Origin of the sequence: Candidatus Pelagibacter communis, from assembly GCF_001179965.1 — a bacterium.
Classification (GTDB): Bacteria; Pseudomonadota; Alphaproteobacteria; order Pelagibacterales; family Pelagibacteraceae; genus Pelagibacter.
Window position 1 is genome coordinate 1 of sequence record NZ_CVSH01000019.1, and the last position, 17,041, is coordinate 17,041.

The window sequence follows — 17,041 nt, forward strand, 5'->3', positions numbered from 1 at the left end:
ACGTATCTTCATTTATAACAATTCAAGAAGGATGTGATAAATTTTGTCATTTTTGCGTTGTGCCTTATACACGTGGACCTGAGTATTCAAGACCATTCTACCAAATTTTAAATGAAGCAAAGCAATTAATACAAAGTGGTTCTAAAGAAATAATTTTATTAGGACAAAATGTAAACGCGTACTCAAGCGTAGAAAATAAAAAAGAATATAGATTATCAGATATAATTATGGCCTTAGAAAATATAAAAGAGCTAAAGAGAATTAGATATATTACATCACATCCAAGAGATATGAGCGATGATTTAATAGATTGTTACAAAAACTCAAAAAAGCTAATGCCATTTATCCATCTGCCAATTCAATCAGGATCAAATAAGATATTAAATCTTATGAACAGAAAACATAAAGTCGAAGATTATATTGACGTTTATGAAAGATTAAAAAAAATCAATAATAAAATTGAATTTTCTAGTGATTTTATTGTTGGCTATCCTGGTGAAACAGAAAAAGATTTTGAAGAAACATTGAAGCTAGTTAAAAATCTAAAATTTTTGAACTCATACTCATTTATATTTAGCCCAAGACCAGGAACCACAGCCTCAAACTATGATCAAATAGATCAAAAAATTTTAAAAGAAAGATTAAAAGTTTTACAAGAAATACTTTTTAATAATCAAAAGATTAAAAATAAAAGCTTTGAGAATAACCAAGTCAATGTTTTAGTTGAAAATAAAATGAAAAATCAAGATAAATTCTTTGGAAGAAATGAATATATGACATCAGTTATATTTAAAGGAAATGAAAGTTTAGTTGGAAAAATAATTCCAGTTAAGATAAACAACAGTAATCAAAATAGTTTATTTGGTGAAATTTTAACTAACGATGTTGAGGCAGCATAGAATTGAATAAAACCCAAAGTAAAATTAGTACTAATCTAAAGTTTGTTTATTCGGACAATTCCCTAAGTATTGTATTTCCAAATAATGAACTCTTGATGGGAATTCTAGGTGAATTTAATAAAAATTTAAAAGAACTTGAAAATTTAACAGATACAAACCTTTATTTTAGAGGAAATTCAATAATAACAAAAGGCGATGATAAAAAAATCCAAATTATAAAAAATGCAATTCAATTTTTATGTGATCAATATATTATTAATGGATCGATAGAAAAAAAAGATATAATCTCATCAGTAAGTAAATTTATGATTAATGAAAATAATAATTTAGATAAAAAAATTGAGTACATTATTAAAACTCCAAAAAAGTCTGTTATACCAAGATCAGAAAAACAAAAAAAATATGTTTCAGCTTTAAGAAGTAGCGACATTATTATATCAACAGGTCCAGCTGGAACAGGAAAAACTTTTTTATCTGTAGCAGTGGCATTGACAATGCTTTTAGATAAAAAAATCGAGAGAATTATTTTATCTAGACCTGCGGTGGAAGCTGGTGAGAGATTAGGTTTTTTACCTGGCGATATGAGAGAAAAAGTTGATCCATATTTACGCCCTTTGTACGACTCTTTGTATGATTTATTAGATTTTGAGAAAATTCAAAAAAAAATTGAAATTGGTGATATTGAAATTGCTCCACTTGCATTTATGAGAGGTAGAACTCTAAAAAATTCTTTTGCAATTTTAGATGAAGCTCAAAATGCAACAGATACACAAATTAAAATGTTTTTGACGCGTATAGGAGAAAATTCAAAAATAGTGATTAACGGTGATCCTTCACAAATAGATTTACCAAATAAATCTTTATCAGGGTTAAATAGATCCAAAAAACTATTACGACATTTAAATGAAATTTCCGTAGTAGATTTTGACCATACCGATGTAGTCAGACATCCCTTAGTCTCTAAGATTGTCAAGGCTTATTCGGATAATAATAACAATGATTAAAGTTGACGTTGTTATTGATAATAATAAGTGGAAAAAAAAAATAAAAAGAGCAAATTTTTTTTTTAATAAAATTTTAAGATTTTTTCCAAAAAAGTATAAATTTGAAAAAAAAAAAATTTTATTTTCACTTTCTTTGTCTGATAACCAAAAAATTCGAAAATTGAATAAAAAATTTAGAAAAAAAAATAAACCAACAGATGTGCTTTCATTTCCTTACAATGATAAAGTGGGAAAAAACAAATTTTTCCTTGGCGACATAATAATTAGTTACAACTATATGAACCAACCAAAAAATATAAGTAATTTAAATTTTAAAAATAAGGTTGTAAAAATTTTTATTCATGGTTTTCTACATCTTTTAGGTTTTGACCATAAAAAAAATAGTGATTTTAATAAAATGCAAAGAGAAGAAAATAAATTATTTAATTTATTAGAAAAAAAAATTGAAAAAATTATTTAATAATAAAAAAATCATATACTTTATAGTTTTCATTTTAGGGAGTTTAAGTTCTTTTAGTCTTCCACCATATAATTGGTTTTTAATAAATTTTTTTACTCTAAGTTTTTTCTTTATTCTTTTAGTACAAAATAAAAATTTAGAAAAAAAAAATTATTTTTTTTATGGATGGTTATTTGGTTTTGGTTATTTTTTATTCAGTTTATATTGGATAGCAATTTCACTAACATTTGATACAAGTCTTAAAATTTTAATACCTGTTTCAATAATAATAATACCATCTTTCTTGTCTTTATTTTTTGCTATACCTGCTTACTTATTGTCCTACTTTTTTAAATTTAAAAATTTAGCTTTAATTTTAATTTTCTCTTTAATCTTAGGGGTATTTGAATTTATTAGAGGTCATATTTTTACAGGGTTTCCATGGAATTTATTTTTATATTCTTTATCTAATAACATCGCATATATTCAAATGACCTCGTTTATTGGAACATATGGTTTAAATTTAGTTACTACTACATTTTTTTTTATTCCTGCAATTTTATTTTTAAAAAAGATAAAATTTGAATTAATTTTATCTTCTCTAATTTTTTCTATTTTATTATCATTTTTTTTTATCGGAGAATTTAGATTAAGTGATCAAAACATAGTTTCAAAAAATCAAAAAGATTTGCAAATTAAAATAATTTCCTCAAATATCGAAATAAAAAGATTTTATGACTCTTCAAAAGAGGAGAAAATTATTGATGAAATGATCAGAATCAGCAATCCTGAAAAAGAAATACCAACTTTATTTATTTGGCCTGAAGGGACTCTTACTTCTACATACCTAAAAGATATTGATAAATATAAAACTTCATTCAAAAAATTTAGTAAAAAACATTTAATTTTATTAGGTATAAATGATCTGAATGTGTCAGATAATTTAAAAATTTATAATTCTTTAGCTATTGTTGATAATGAATTAAATATAAAAGCATTATATCGCAAGAATGATCTTGTCCCTTTTGGAGAATTTTTACCATTTGAGAATGCTCTGAATAAAATTGGCTTGAGAAGCATTACAAATAATTATCAGTCATTTTCAAAAGGAGATCGCAGGGATATAATTAATATTAATAACGATGACTTTAACTTGAATTTACTACCATTAATTTGTTATGAGGTAATATACTCAGGTAAACTATCCGAAGTTAATAATTACGATTTAATAATTAATATTTCTGAAGATGGATGGTTTGGAAAATCTATAGGACCTCATCAACATTTTGCTCATTCAGTTTTTAGAGCTATAGAGGAAGGGAAAAGTATTATCAGATCATCAAATAATGGAATTTCAGCTATCATAAATCCTAAAGGAAAAATCATAAAAATTAATAAGTCAACTTCTAGTGGTGCATTAAGTGAATATGGTTTTGAAAAGCTGAGTGAAATGACTGTATTTTCAACATATGGTCGTAATAATATATTCTTTTATTTAGTCTTAATTTATATTACTTTAATTTTTTTTTTAAAAAGACAAGGGAGATAAAATGAAAAAAAATTATTTGTTTACAAGCGAATCCGTTTCCGAAGGTCATCCAGACAAAGTATGTGATAGAATCTCTGACATGGTCGTCGATACTTATTTAGGCATGGAGCCACAAGCAAGAGTAGCCTGCGAAACATTGACTACAACAAATAAAGTTGTTTTAGCAGGAGAGACCAGAGGCCCAGATATTAATAAAGATGAGTTAATTTCAAAAGTTAGGAATTGCATTAAGGATATTGGGTATGATCAAGATGGCTTCACTTACAAAGAAGCTACTAAAATCGAATGTCATTTACACTCTCAGTCAGCTGACATAGCGATGGGAGTTGACTCTTCAGGAAATAAAGATGAAGGTGCAGGAGACCAAGGTATAATGTTTGGTTATGCATGTAATGAGACTGATGTTCTTATGCCAGCTCCAATACATTTTTCTCACAGAATTTTAAGATTAATGGCTGAAGATAGAAAATCTGGAAAGCTTAAAGGAATAGAACCAGACTCAAAAAGCCAAATTACAATTGAGTATAAGGATGGAGTTCCAGCAAATGTAAAATCAGTGGTAATTTCTACGCAACATTCTAAAGACGTTAATTTATCAAAGGTAAAAGAACTTTGTATTCCTTATATAGAAAAATCTATTCCAAAAAATTTATTAGGCCAACTTGATGAAAACGAAATATATATCAATCCAACCGGAAATTTTGTTATTGGAGGACCCGATGGAGATACTGGATTAACAGGAAGAAAGATAATTGTAGATACTTATGGTGGAGCCGCACCACATGGTGGTGGAGCCTTTTCTGGAAAAGATCCAACAAAGGTTGATAGATCAGCAGCATATGCTTCAAGATATTTAGCTAAAAATATTGTAGCATCAAAAGTTTCTGATAAATGCCTAATTCAACTTGCATATGCTATTGGAGTGTCAAAACCTTTATCGATATACGTAGACCTTTTTTCTAATGATGAAGAAAAGAATAAGCACGTTGAGAAACTAATAAAAGATAATTTTGATTTGAGCCCTAGGGGTATAAGAGAAATGTTAGGATTAAACAAACCTATTTATGAAAAATCAGCCGCTTACGGTCATTTTGGAAGAGAACCAGAGTCAAATGGTGCATTTTCATGGGAAAAAACTGATAAGGTTTCAGTATTTAAATGAGTAAAAAGTTGAAAATATAGAAAAAATATCTATATTCCAAATACATTGTTGATATTTCAAAAATGGGCTCCGGCCCATTTTTTTTTGGAAGGAAAAAATGTTAAACAGAAGATCAGATAAATTGGAACTATTAAGAATTGCAGAAGCTGTGGCTTTAGAAAAATCCATAGACAAGGAGTTAATAATTAATTCAATGGAAACAGGTATTGCAAAAGCTGCGAAATCTAAATTTGGTCAAGATAATGAAATTGAGGTACAAATTAATCGTGATAGTGGAGATATTGGAATCTTCAGAAAATTAGTGATAGTTGAAAAACCTGAAAACATAAATACAGAAATTAGTCTACAACAAGCTCAAAAAATAAGTGAGGAAAATAAAGATAAAAATGTTGGTGATACTATTTTACAACCTTTACCAACTTTTGATTTTGGAAGAATTGCTGCGCAAACAGCTAAGCAAGTAATAAGTACAAGTGTAAGAGAGGCTGAGAGAGAAAGGCAGTTTAATGATTTCATTGATAAAAAAGACTCAATATTAAGTGGTATTGTTAAAAGATTGGAATTTGGAAATGTAATAGTTGATTTAGGAAGAACAGAAGCAATAATTCAAAAAAATGAAATGATACCAAGAGAAAATATTAAAGCTGGAGATAGAATTAAAGCATATTGTTACGATGTTAGAAGAGAGCCAAGAGGACAACAAATTTTCTTATCAAGAGCACATCCAAAATTTATGGAAAAGTTATTTATTCAAGAAGTACCAGAAATATATGATGGGCTAATTGAAATTATTTCTTCGTCAAGAGACCCAGGAAGTAGAGCGAAAATTTGTGTGAAGGCTATTGATAATTCGTTAGATCCTGTAGGAGCTTGTGTAGGTATGAGAGGTAGCAGGGTACAAGCAGTTGTCAACGAATTACAAGGTGAAAAAATTGATATTGTAAATTGGTCTGAAGATCCGGCAGTTGTTGTATCAAACGCATTGTCTCCAGCAGAAATCCAGAGAGTTAACGTTGATTTAGAAAATAAAAAACTTGATGTAATTCTAACAGAAGAAAATTTAAGCAAAGCTATAGGTAGAAGAGGTCAAAATGTTAGATTGGCAACGAAGCTAATGAATTTTGAAATTAATATAATGACCGATCAAGAAGACTCAGAAAGAAGACAAACTGAATTTAAAGAGAAAACTGAAAATTTTGTAAAAAATTTAGAATTAGACGAGACACTGGGACAATTACTTGTTGCCGAGGGATTTTCCTCGATTGATGATATTAAAGACTCTACAGTTGAGGCATTAATTAAAATCGAGGGTATTGAGGAAGATACAGCGAAAGAATTAATAGATAGAGCAAAGGAAGCTCATCAAAAAGATCAAGAAGAAATTTCAAAAAAAATTAAAGATCTTGGTCTTGAAAGTGAATTGATAGAGCATGAAGGATTGACGCCTGGCATGCTCGTTACTTTAGGAGAACAAAAAATCCTTACATTAAACGATTTTGCTGATTTAGCATCAGATGAACTTACTGGAGGGTATGATATTATTAAGGGTGATAGGATAAAAATAAAAGGATATCTTGAAGACTTTGCGCTATCCAAAAATGAGGCAGATAATTTAATTATGTCTGCAAGAGAAAAAGTTTATAAAGATTAAGGATGACTTATGGAGAAAAAAAAAACGAAACTAACATTGTCTGGGAACTTAAAAAAATCCATATCAAATATTGAAAAAGCAAAGACTCAAGGTAAAAATTCTGTTTTTATAGAAAAAAAATCAAATAAATTTGCCCCTAAAAATTCATTTAATAATAAAAGTTCATTTAATAATAATGTAAAATTTAGTTTCAAGCCAAAAAGCCCTAATTTTTCAAAACCTACACCTCCCCCAAATGATTATGAGAAAAGAAAACTTGCTGAACAAAGAGCAACAAGAAGACTTAAAGAAGATAAAGATAAAAGAGATGTAAAAGGTAAATCACCGACCAAAAGACGTGAGTTGAAACTTACAATATCAAGAGCGCTTAGTGGTGAGGATGAGGGAAGAGCAAGAAGTCTAGCTGCTTTAAAAAGAGCTAAGCAAAAAGAAAATAGAATAATACAAAAAGATAGTACTCAGGAAAATTTAAAACCAATTAAAAGAGACGTTAATATTCCAGAGATAATCACCATTAGAGAATTAGCAAACAGAATGGCCGAACAATCTAGCAGTATAATTAAACATTTATTAGGCATGGGTGTTACAGCAACAATAAATCATTCAATTGACTCGGATACTGCTGAATATCTAGTCAAAGAATTTGGCCATAATCCCATCAAGGAAGAAAAAACTGAGGAAATTATAAAAAAAATTAAAGAGGTAAAATCCGAAAACTTAAAAAATAGACCACCAATAGTAACAGTTATGGGACACGTTGATCATGGTAAAACATCTTTGTTAGATGTTTTAAGAAGTGCAAATGTTGTTTCTGGAGAATTTGGAGGAATAACCCAACACATTGGCGCTTATCAAATAAGTCACAAAGATCAAAAAATTACATTTATAGATACTCCTGGTCATGCTGCTTTTACCGAGATGAGGGCACGTGGATCTAAGTTAACCGATTTAGTTGTCTTAGTTGTTGCTGCTGATGATGGAGTTAAACCACAAACTATAGAGTCAATTAAACATGCAAAAGCAGCAAAAGTACCAATTGTAGTAGCCATAAATAAATGTGACCTACCTGAAGCTGATCCTCAAAAAATTAAAAATCAACTTTTAGAGCACGAATTAATAGCTGAAGAATTGTCAGGTGATACATTAATGGTTGAGATTTCGACAAAAACAAAAAAAAATTTAGATAAACTTGTTGAGTCAATTATACTTCAAGCAGAACTTTTAGATTTAAAAACTGACTATGAAAGTAAATCTACAGGGGTTGTTTTAGAATCCAAAATTGACGTTGGAAGAGGTCCCATAGCTAACATTATAATTACAAGTGGTACACTAAAAAAAGGAGATTATTTTGTAAGTGGTTTACAATGGGGGAAGGTAAGATTAATAAACAATGATCATGGAAAAAATATTGATATTGCATTACCAGCTTCACCAGTCGAAGTGCTAGGAATAAATGGTGCTGCTAAATCGGGAGATGACTTTTTAGTTTTAGATAATGAGAAAGAGGCCAAAAGCCTATGTGATGCTAGAGTCCAAGAGTCAAAAGTAGGAAAAAATCCTTTGAAATTTGTAACGCAAGAATCTGCTTTTAAAGATAAAGTTTCAGAGGAATTAAATATTATTATAAAGTCGGATGTTCATGGATCATCAGAGGCTATAAAAAACGCTCTGATGCAAATAAAACACGATGAGATAAAACCAAAAATAATTTTATCAGATATAGGAATGGTAACAGAAACCGATGTTTCTTTAGCTAAAGCCTCAAAGGCAATATTAATTGCTTTCAATGTCAAACCAACGAAGGAAGCAAAAAAACTTGCTGAGCAAGAAAAAATTTCAATTTCTTCTTACAATATAATTTATGAAGTATTGGATTTTATTAAAAATAAAATGTCAGGGTTATTATCCCCAGATGTTGAGGAGCAGATTATTGGATCTGCAGAGATATTAGAAATATTTAAGGTTTCAAAGGTTGGTAAAGTTGCAGGATCAAAAGTTATAGATGGGGAAATAACGAATAATTCAAGTGCGAGAATTATAAGAGATGGAGCAATCATTTATAATGGTAAGATTGGGTCAATATTTAGAGAAAAAAATCAAGCCAAACAAGTGAGTGCAGGTTTAGAATGTGGTATTACACTAAAAGATTTCAGTGATTTTCAAAAAAATGACATTATAGAGGTTTATAGCTCTAAGATAACAGAGAGAAGAATATGAAAAGCAAAAAATCAAGTAGGCCTGTAACACAAAGACAATTGAGAGTTGGAGAGATGATAAAACAGGCTTTAGGTACAATTTTTGTAAGAGGAGAGGCAAAATTGCCAAATTTAGACACAAATAATATAACAGTTACTGAAGTTAGGATGAGCCCTGACCTTAAAACCGCGAAAGCATTTGTTTTGCCACTTGGTGGAAAAAATGCTACTGAAGCGGTAAATATATTAAAGGAATTTTCCTTTGTTGTAAGAAAAGTTCTTTCAAAAAAAATAACTATGAAGTTTTTACCAAAAATACTATTCGTAAAAGACGACTCTTTTGAGTACGCCGAAAAAATTGAAAATCTAATAAAACAAACTAATAGACAGGAAAAGATATGATTAAAAAAGCAAAAGAATTAGCAATTCACGAGAAGGACACAGGATCTTCAGAAGTTCAAATTGCGTTATTAACAGAAAAGATTGAAGTGTTATCTAAACATGTCAAAGAATTCAAGAAAGATAAGCATTCTTCAGTTGGATTGTTAAAAGCAGTAAATAAAAGAAAAAAATTATTGGATTATTTGAAAAGGAATAAATTAGACTCCTATAAAAATGTAATAAGTAAATTAAATATAAGGAAGTAAATGTTTAAAGTTTTTAAGAAAGAAATTGAGGTAGCAGGAAAAAAAATAAGTCTAGAAACTGGCAAAATTGCTAGACAAGCAGACGGAGCAATAATTGCAAAATGTGGAGAAACTGTAGTAATGGCTACGGTAGTTGGCGCTAAAAAAGTTAATCCGGATGTAGATTATTTTCCTTTATCAGTGAACTACCAAGAAAAATACTATGCAGCAGGTAAAATACCAGGGGGATACTTCAAAAGAGAAGCAAGACCAACTGAGAGCGAAACATTAATTTCTAGATTGATTGATAGACCAATCAGGCCTTTATTCCCTGATGAGTTCAAAAATGAAGTTCAATTATTACCAACTGTAATTTCATATGACAAAGAAAACGAAGCAGATATTTTATCAATTATTGCCTCTTCAGCAGCTTTAGCGATTTCAGGAATGCCGTTTATGGGTCCGGTAGGAGCATCAAGAGTTGGTTTTATTGATGGTAAATATGTTTTAAATCCATCAAAAATTGATTTACAAAAATCAAAATTAGATTTGGTTGTTGCAGGCACTAGAGATGCTGTCCTAATGGTTGAGTCTGAAGCAAAAGGCTTAAGTGAGGAAGAGATGTTAAATGCTGTTAAGTTTGGTCATGAAAATTTTGTCCCTATTATTAAAATGATCGAGGATCTTGCCAAAGAATGTAGAAAACCAGATTGGGATATTGAAAAAAAAGATCTTACAGAAATTAGAAAAAAACTTGAAAGTGAATTTACGGATGATTTAAAAAAAGCATTTTCTACAAGAGACAAACAAGACAGATCAAATCAAATTTCCGAAATAACAGAGAAAGCTAAAAAATTGTATGAGGAGAATGAAAATTTCACAGATTTAGACGTCAATTATGAACTTAAAAACTTAGAAAAGAGAATAGTAAGGACAGATATTCTTAAAAACAAAAATAGGATTGATGGAAGAGGTCTTGCAGATGTACGGCCTATCATGTGTGAAGTTGGAATTTTACCTAGAGTTCATGGTTCAGCATTATTTACAAGAGGAGAGACTCAAGCAATAGTGACTACAACACTAGGAACCTCTGATGATGAACAAAGAATTGAAAGTTTAGATGGTCTCCAAAGAGAAAGATTCATGCTACATTATAATTTTCCACCATTCTCAGTAGGAGAAACTGGTAGAATTGGCACAGGAAGAAGAGAAATTGGGCACGGTAAACTTGCTTGGAGAGCTATAAATTCTTCTTTGCCACCAAAAGAAAGTTTTCCATACACTTTTAGGATTGTTTCAGAAATAACAGAATCAAATGGTTCATCTTCTATGGCTACAGTTTGTGGATCATCACTTGCTCTGATGGATGCAGGTGTCCCAATAAAAGAGCCAGTAGCAGGTATTGCAATGGGACTGATTAAAGAAGGTGATGATTTTAGTGTACTTTCAGATATTTTAGGAGATGAGGATCATTTAGGTGATATGGATTTTAAAGTGGCGGGAACAAAAAATGGTATTACGTCTCTTCAAATGGATATCAAAATTACAGGAATTACATTTGAGATAATGGAACAAGCACTAAAACAAGCAAAAGATGGAAGAATTCATATTTTAGCCGAGATGAATAAAGCATTATCAAAATCAAGAGATGATGTAGGTAAACATACACCTAAGATGGAAAAAATAACTGTCGATAAAAAAGATATAGCAACAGTAATTGGAAAAGGTGGTGCAACCATAAGAGAAATTGTGGAAAAATCAGGAGCCAAAGTTGACGTTAACGACGAGGGCGAAGTCACAGTGTCAGCCCCAGATGAGGACTCAAGAAATAAAGCAATGCAAATGATTAAAGATCTCACTGCAAAGGCTGAATTAAATAAAATTTATAATGGTAAAGTAATGAAGATTATGGAGTTTGGTGCTTTTGTAAATTTTCTAGGAAAACAAGATGGTCTAGTTCATATTTCAGAATTAGCAGACAAAAGAGTTGCTAAGGTAACTGATGTTGTTAAAGAGGGTGATGAGGTTAAAGTAAAAGTAATTGGATTTGATAGAGGAAAAGTTAAATTATCAATCAAGCAAGCAGCAATTTAATTAACATGCAAAATCAAGAAATATTGGAAATAATTGAAAATCTAAAAGGTAAAAGAAGTTATGAGGAAAAGAAAGCATCCAAGTTAGGCTTTAGCTCACTTTATGCTTACTTTGAGGATAAAATTTATAAAGAAAAAAAAGCACTCGAAGAAGAGCAAAAAAGAGCGGAAGAAATTAAAACCGAAGAAAATTTAGACAATAAATCTAAAAATAAAAGTTGTAGCTGTTGTTAAATAAATCTTAAGTATTTTTTTCTTTTTTTCCAACTATTTTTTTAAATAAATTATTAGCACTTAACCATCCATCCTCAAGTCTTGGTCCACCAAACCAATCTCCACAAATACCAAGGCCTATTTTTCTGTCCCAATAACTTTCAGATTTTAATGGCTTTGAATTTGAGGAATATTTCCATCCATGTATATGAGTGAAGTATATTTTACTTATTTTTATTTTTGTTATATTTTTAAATCTATTGAGTAATATTTTTGTGAAATAAGTTTTTTTATTTTTATAATTATCTATATTTTTTTTTCCATATTCGAAAGTACTTTGAAGTACCCATAAGTCTTTATTATAAGTGAATCTTTTTTTTGAATTTTCATTCGAAACCCACCCTAAAATTTTATCATTTGTAAAATAACTGCTATAATTATTAGATGTCTTATTTGTCATTAGTAAAACTGTTAAACTAGAATTCATTATTACTTTATTTTTAAATAAACTCGTTTTCATAAATTTCGATAATAATTTTTTGCATTGTGGAAATGGAATAGAAACTATTAAGTTTTTACTTTTAATAACTTGACCATTTTGAAATTGAAGGTTCCAAACTTTATTAAGTCTATTTATTTTTGATAGTTCATACTGATGATAACATTTTATATTTTTTAATTGATACTTGCTAATATCGTTGTTTCCATTAACTCCTATCAACTTAATATGCTTATTTTTCTTTTTAACACTTTTATTAAGAAATTTATGGTTTCCGCCCCAAAATTTTAAAACTTTTTTTTTTGTAAGCTCTTTTGTAAATCTCTTAAATTTTAAGGATCTTGGAGACAAATATTGTAAACCGTGGTCAAAACCAATTTTCCCATTTAATCTTTTGAATGAGCTTCTGCCTCCAATTCCTTTAGCTTTATCGTATACATTTACAGAAAATTTTTGATTTAAAAGTTTTGCTATTGTAGATCCAGATATGCCGGTTCCTATTACACAAAAATCTAACATTATTCAGATGGAATAAAAATTAAGCAAAGACCATTATTACAAAATCTTTTACCTGTTTTGCTAGGACCATCATTAAACACATGTCCATGATGTGCACCACATTTTGCACAATGATACTCAATTCTTTCCATTCCGAAAGAGTAATCTACTTTAGTCTTAAAAGCACCTGGCAGAGCTTCAGAAAAGGAGGGCCAGCCAGTTCCACTATCAAACTTTGCGGTTGAGCTAAAAAGTTTGTTTCCGCAATTTGCACAATGATAAAAACCAACTCTTTTCTCGTACAAAAGACTACTTGTAAAAGGTCTCTCTGTTCCTTCATTAAAAAGAATATCTTTTTGCTCTTTTGTTAAATTTTGATTAATTATTTTTTTTGATTGGGAATAAAGATATTTGTACGGTGTCATCAGTAGTCCCAAAATTGATATACTAAATAATTTTAAAAATTTACGTCTCATAACTGTAAGTTAATTAATCTTAAAAATTTTAAAACATGCATTTAAACGCACTCTTCAAATATCAATCAAAAGTTATACTTCCTATTATATTTAATTTTTTATCTGAAACTACAATTTCTCCAGACGAAACTCCTCTGTGTAATATTGATGAAATCACAACATAATGAGTAACTAAAACTAAATTTTTATTACTTTCCCAATCCTTAATGTAATTATTAAGCTCTTGAATTTGTTTATCTTCATTTTTAGCAAACTTTTCGTCATAAAAAGAGTTTAAAGCACTAAAAGTTTTGAAATTACCAAATGCCAACTTCGCTGTATCTTTACATCTGCACCATTCACTTGATAATATTTTATCAATTTGAATTTTATTATTTTTGAAAAATTTACCAATATTTATTGATTGTTTGATACCTTCTTCACTTAAATTTCTTTGGGTTGTACAATCTTGAAGATTAATATTTTCAGGATCACCGCTCCCTGGAGCAATAGCGTGCCTTATGAAAACTATCTTACCCCCTTTTTTCAGCGACTCAATAACAAATTCTGATGAAAAGGCATTGTTTGTAAAGTTTAATAATCCTATTACTAGGAACAAAAAAACTTTTATCATCTACTTTTTTTTTTTCTTTTTTTAGCTTTCTTTTTTCCTTTAAAGAAAGTTTTGCTTTTTTCATTACAGATGAGTCTTTAAAAGATTTACCGCTATACCTTTTAGACATAAAATTAAGTTATGTTTTCATGTAGGCTGCTATAACAACTGCACCATATTTATTAGGTGATTCAATGTAATGAATTCGCTCTAAATCATTAAATAATTTATCTAAATTTTCTTTGGTATCTGGTCTGTCTTTTCCAAATTTTTGATTTGTTTGTTGTATGCTAGGTAATTGTGATGTGTCAAAATTTTCATTAATTTGTTGTACACCAAGAACAACTATTGCATTTTTTTTCATTACTCTTATCATTTCTTTTGCAGCAAGTGCTGGATCATCAGAATAATTTATTGTCCATCCACAAATAATTGAATTAAATGAATTATCATTAAATCTCATTTCATGCATGTCTCCTACTTCTATTAATGGGCTATAAGAATGAGTATCTAATCCAACTACATTTTTAAAACCAAAAGATTTTGCTAAAAGTATTTCAGTTTCATATCTTGGGCCGATTACTAGTAGGTCATTTTTGTTAATTGAAGGAATTGAATTTAGAAAAAAAAGGGGCAACATAGTCCTTTCCGAAGGTCTATAAACTGGAATATTTCCATCGTAAAAAGCTTTTTTTTGATATTTTACTCCAGGGATACCAGTTGCAGTATGTATTTTATCAGTAGATTTAAATTTTTTAATAATAAAAAAATATATAAATCTAACGAAACCATATTCCCAAGCGAAAAAAAATTTTATTCTTGAAACAATACTTGAGGGCATTAGGTAGGTATGTTTAAAAATTCTCTTAATTTTATTGGAAAAATTATTCATTTTTTATATAATTAACTTTTTGACATAAAATCAACTAATGTTTTTAGGATCTGGCATTCCTACTTTGTTATATCCGGCATCAACATAATGAATTTCTCCAGTTACACCACCACCTAGATTACTCAATAAGTATAATGCTGAATTCCCAACATCATGGATATCTACATTTCTTTTCAAAAAAGAATGGTCTTCATTCCACTTATAAAGAAATTTTGCGTCACCTATAGCAGAGGCAGCCAATGTTTTTATTGGACCAGCACTAATAGCATTAACTCGAATTTTCTTTTTGCCTAAATCTCGAGCAAGATATTTTACACTTGCTTCAAGGGCAGATTTACAAACTCCCATTACGTTATAGTTTGGAATTGCTTTAGTTGATTCGTAAGTTAAAGTTAACATACTACCATTCTCATTCATAATCTTTGATGCCTCTTTAGCTACTTCTGTGAACGAAAAGCAAGAAATCAACATACTTCTTAAAAAATTTTCTCTCGTTGTGTTTAAATATTCTCCTGATAATTCAGACTTATCTGAAAACGCCACTGCATGAACAACAAAATCAATTTTTCCCCAGTGAGATTTAATGTCTTCAAAAAGTTTTATAACATCGTTTTTTTTTTCAACATCACAACTAAATGTTAATTTTGAATTTAATTTTTCTGCTAAAGGCACAACTCTTTTTTTAAGTGCCTCACCTAGATAGGTAAATGCAACCTCAGCACCAGCTTCTGCAAGTTTTTGAGAAATTCCCCACGCAATAGATCTTTCATTGGCAACACCCATTATTAAGCCTTTTTTACCTTTCATTAAATCCATATTAAACTTTCTCAAATACTAATGTTGCATTAGTTCCACCAAACCCAAAACTATTAGACATAACAGAATTCAAAGTAACATCTTTTTCAACTTTCGTAACAATTGGATATTTTTTCGCTTCATCATCCATATCAGTAATATTTGCAGATGCTGCTATAAAACTATTTTTCATCATAATAAGACTATAAACAGCCTCATGAACAGAAGTTGCTCCCAAAGAATGTCCTGCCAGAGATTTTGTAGAGCTTATTTTTGGTTTATAATCAGTAAATACTTTACCAACAGCATTAAGCTCAGTGATATCACCAACTGGGGTTGAGGTTCCATGAGTATTAATATAATCGATCTTATTTTTTGCAGTTCCAAGAGCCATATTCATACATCTTACAGCCCCCTCTCCCGACGGTGCTACCATATCATAGCCATCTGATGTTGCACCATATCCTGTAATCTCAGCGTAAATTTTTGCACCTCTCGCTTTAGCATGCTCGTATTCTTCTAGGACTAAAACTCCACCACCACCTGAAATTACAAAGCCATCCCTAGTTTTATCGTAAGGTCTTGATGCTTTTTCAGGAGTATCATTATATTTTGAGGATAAAGCAGTCATAGCATCAAACATTGCAGTCATTGCAAAGTGAACTTCATCACTTCCACCTGCAAATATAATTTTTTGTTTACCTAATTGAATTAATTCCATCGCATTTCCTATACAATGACCACTTGTTGCGCAGGCAGAGCTTATTGTGTAATTAACTCCTTTAATTTTAAAAGGGACTGCCAAAGTTGCTGAAGCCGTACTGGACATAGTTCTTGGGACTACAAAAGGCCCCATTCTTTTTGGACTCTTTTGTCTTGTTTTATCAGCTGCCAAAATAACATTTTCAATTGATGGACCTCCAGAACCCATTATCATTCCTGTTGAAATATTACTTACATCTTTTTCCTCTAACCCTGAATCTCTTACCGCTTCAGACATTGAAATATAATTATATGCAGATCCTGGACCCATAAATCTAATAAACTTCCTGTCTACATGATCCTCTAATTTAATGTTTGGTTTACCATGCACGTTGCTTTTTAAATTATACTCTTTGTATTCTTCGGAAAACGTAATTCCCGATTTAGAATTTAGCAAAGATTGATAGACTTCTTCTTGATTATTTCCCAAACACGAAACAACACCAATTCCAGTTATTACAACTCTTTTCATTATTTAAACAGTCCAACTTTTAAATTTTCAGCACTATAAATTTTTTTTCCGTCAGCTAATAAAATTCCATTTGCGAGACCAACTGTAGTACCTTCTTTTACTAATATTCTTTTCATATCAATTTCATAAATCGCTTTTTTAACATTTTTTAAAACCTCTCCAGTAAATTTTACACTATTTACGCCCAAAGCACGTCCTCTACCCGGATTACCTAGCCAGCCCAA

General features: G+C 29.9%; 17 protein-coding genes and 1 pseudogene. 11 read left to right on the forward strand and 7 right to left on the reverse strand.

Translation table 11 applies throughout. The annotated features are described in order from the left end of the window. The 11 genes from AMN73_RS00595 to AMN73_RS00645 all read left to right on the forward strand — a co-directional run. Positions 1 to 899 (forward strand): MiaB/RimO family radical SAM methylthiotransferase (locus AMN73_RS00595; protein ID WP_143323179.1); only part of this gene is annotated, 899 nt, incomplete at its 5' end. A gap of 2 nt (positions 900 to 901) precedes the next feature. After that, positions 902 to 1,903 carry a PhoH family protein gene (locus tag AMN73_RS00600; protein ID WP_075534379.1) on the forward strand — a complete coding sequence of 334 codons (1,002 nt, stop codon included), beginning with the start codon at positions 902 to 904 and terminating at the stop codon, positions 1,901 to 1,903. After that, entirely contained in the window at positions 1,896 to 2,363 is a 468-nt protein-coding gene (gene ybeY, locus AMN73_RS00605; RefSeq protein WP_075534380.1) for an rRNA maturation RNase YbeY, read from the forward strand. Before AMN73_RS00600 ends, ybeY begins: the two co-directional genes overlap by 8 nt. Continuing rightward, positions 2,347 to 3,891, forward strand: coding sequence for an apolipoprotein N-acyltransferase (lnt, locus tag AMN73_RS00610; protein WP_075534381.1), 1,545 nt, complete (start codon positions 2,347 to 2,349; stop codon positions 3,889 to 3,891). Before ybeY ends, lnt begins: the two co-directional genes overlap by 17 nt. A 1-nt stretch (position 3,892) precedes the next feature. Beyond that, positions 3,893 to 5,053 carry a methionine adenosyltransferase gene (metK, locus tag AMN73_RS00615; protein ID WP_075534382.1) on the forward strand — a complete coding sequence of 387 codons (1,161 nt, stop codon included), beginning with the start codon at positions 3,893 to 3,895 and terminating at the stop codon, positions 5,051 to 5,053. Between the two features lie 97 nt (positions 5,054 to 5,150). Further along, complete coding sequence (gene nusA / locus AMN73_RS00620; RefSeq protein WP_075534383.1) at positions 5,151 to 6,704, forward strand: transcription termination factor NusA; 1,554 nt, start codon at positions 5,151 to 5,153, stop codon at positions 6,702 to 6,704. 9 nt (positions 6,705 to 6,713) lie between these two features. Further along, positions 6,714 to 8,921 carry a translation initiation factor IF-2 gene (gene infB, locus AMN73_RS00625; protein ID WP_075534384.1) on the forward strand — a complete coding sequence of 736 codons (2,208 nt, stop codon included), beginning with the start codon at positions 6,714 to 6,716 and terminating at the stop codon, positions 8,919 to 8,921. Next, on the forward strand, positions 8,918 to 9,301 hold the full coding sequence (rbfA, locus tag AMN73_RS00630) for a 30S ribosome-binding factor RbfA (RefSeq protein ID WP_075534385.1): 384 nt from the start codon (positions 8,918 to 8,920) through the stop codon (positions 9,299 to 9,301). Before infB ends, rbfA begins: the two co-directional genes overlap by 4 nt. Beyond that, a complete protein-coding gene (rpsO, locus tag AMN73_RS00635) occupies positions 9,298 to 9,546 on the forward strand; it encodes a 30S ribosomal protein S15 (RefSeq protein WP_075534386.1) in 249 nt (82 codons plus the stop codon). The genes rbfA and rpsO overlap by 4 nt, the downstream gene beginning before the upstream one ends. Then, positions 9,547 to 11,619: a polyribonucleotide nucleotidyltransferase gene (gene pnp / locus AMN73_RS00640; protein ID WP_075534387.1), complete on the forward strand. Its 2,073-nt coding sequence runs from the start codon at positions 9,547 to 9,549 to the stop codon at positions 11,617 to 11,619. Between the two features lie 5 nt (positions 11,620 to 11,624). After that, positions 11,625 to 11,852 carry a hypothetical protein gene (locus AMN73_RS00645; RefSeq protein WP_075534388.1) on the forward strand — a complete coding sequence of 76 codons (228 nt, stop codon included), beginning with the start codon at positions 11,625 to 11,627 and terminating at the stop codon, positions 11,850 to 11,852. Positions 11,853 to 11,859: 7 nt separating this feature from the next. Here AMN73_RS00645 and AMN73_RS00650 read toward each other — a convergent pair whose 3' ends face one another. The 7 genes and pseudogenes from AMN73_RS00650 to AMN73_RS00685 all read right to left on the reverse strand — a co-directional run. Then, positions 11,860 to 12,849 (reverse strand): NAD(P)-binding protein, encoded by a 990-nt coding sequence (locus tag AMN73_RS00650; RefSeq protein WP_075534389.1) that lies wholly within the window; start codon positions 12,847 to 12,849, stop codon positions 11,860 to 11,862. Beyond that, a complete protein-coding gene (msrB, locus tag AMN73_RS00655; protein WP_075534395.1) occupies positions 12,849 to 13,253 on the reverse strand; it encodes a peptide-methionine (R)-S-oxide reductase MsrB in 405 nt (134 codons plus the stop codon). Before msrB ends, AMN73_RS00650 begins: the two co-directional genes overlap by 1 nt. A gap of 112 nt (positions 13,254 to 13,365) precedes the next feature. Next, complete coding sequence (locus AMN73_RS00660) at positions 13,366 to 13,917, reverse strand: histidine phosphatase family protein (protein WP_075534390.1); 552 nt, start codon at positions 13,915 to 13,917, stop codon at positions 13,366 to 13,368. A gap of 118 nt (positions 13,918 to 14,035) precedes the next feature. After that, on the reverse strand, positions 14,036 to 14,788 hold the full coding sequence (locus tag AMN73_RS00670; protein ID WP_075534392.1) for a methyltransferase domain-containing protein: 753 nt from the start codon (positions 14,786 to 14,788) through the stop codon (positions 14,036 to 14,038). A 30-nt stretch (positions 14,789 to 14,818) separates the two neighbouring features. Further along, a complete protein-coding gene (locus tag AMN73_RS00675) occupies positions 14,819 to 15,604 on the reverse strand; it encodes an enoyl-ACP reductase FabI (protein WP_075534393.1) in 786 nt (261 codons plus the stop codon). A gap of 1 nt (position 15,605) precedes the next feature. Then, the gene (fabB, locus tag AMN73_RS00680) at positions 15,606 to 16,817 is read right to left on the reverse strand and encodes a beta-ketoacyl-ACP synthase I (RefSeq protein WP_075534394.1); all 1,212 of its coding nucleotides are present in this window, start codon (positions 16,815 to 16,817) and stop codon (positions 15,606 to 15,608) included. Continuing rightward, a pseudogene (locus AMN73_RS00685) lies at positions 16,817 to 17,041 on the reverse strand (beta-hydroxydecanoyl-ACP dehydratase); the annotation flags it as partial. The pseudogene AMN73_RS00685 and the gene fabB, both read right to left, overlap by 1 nt.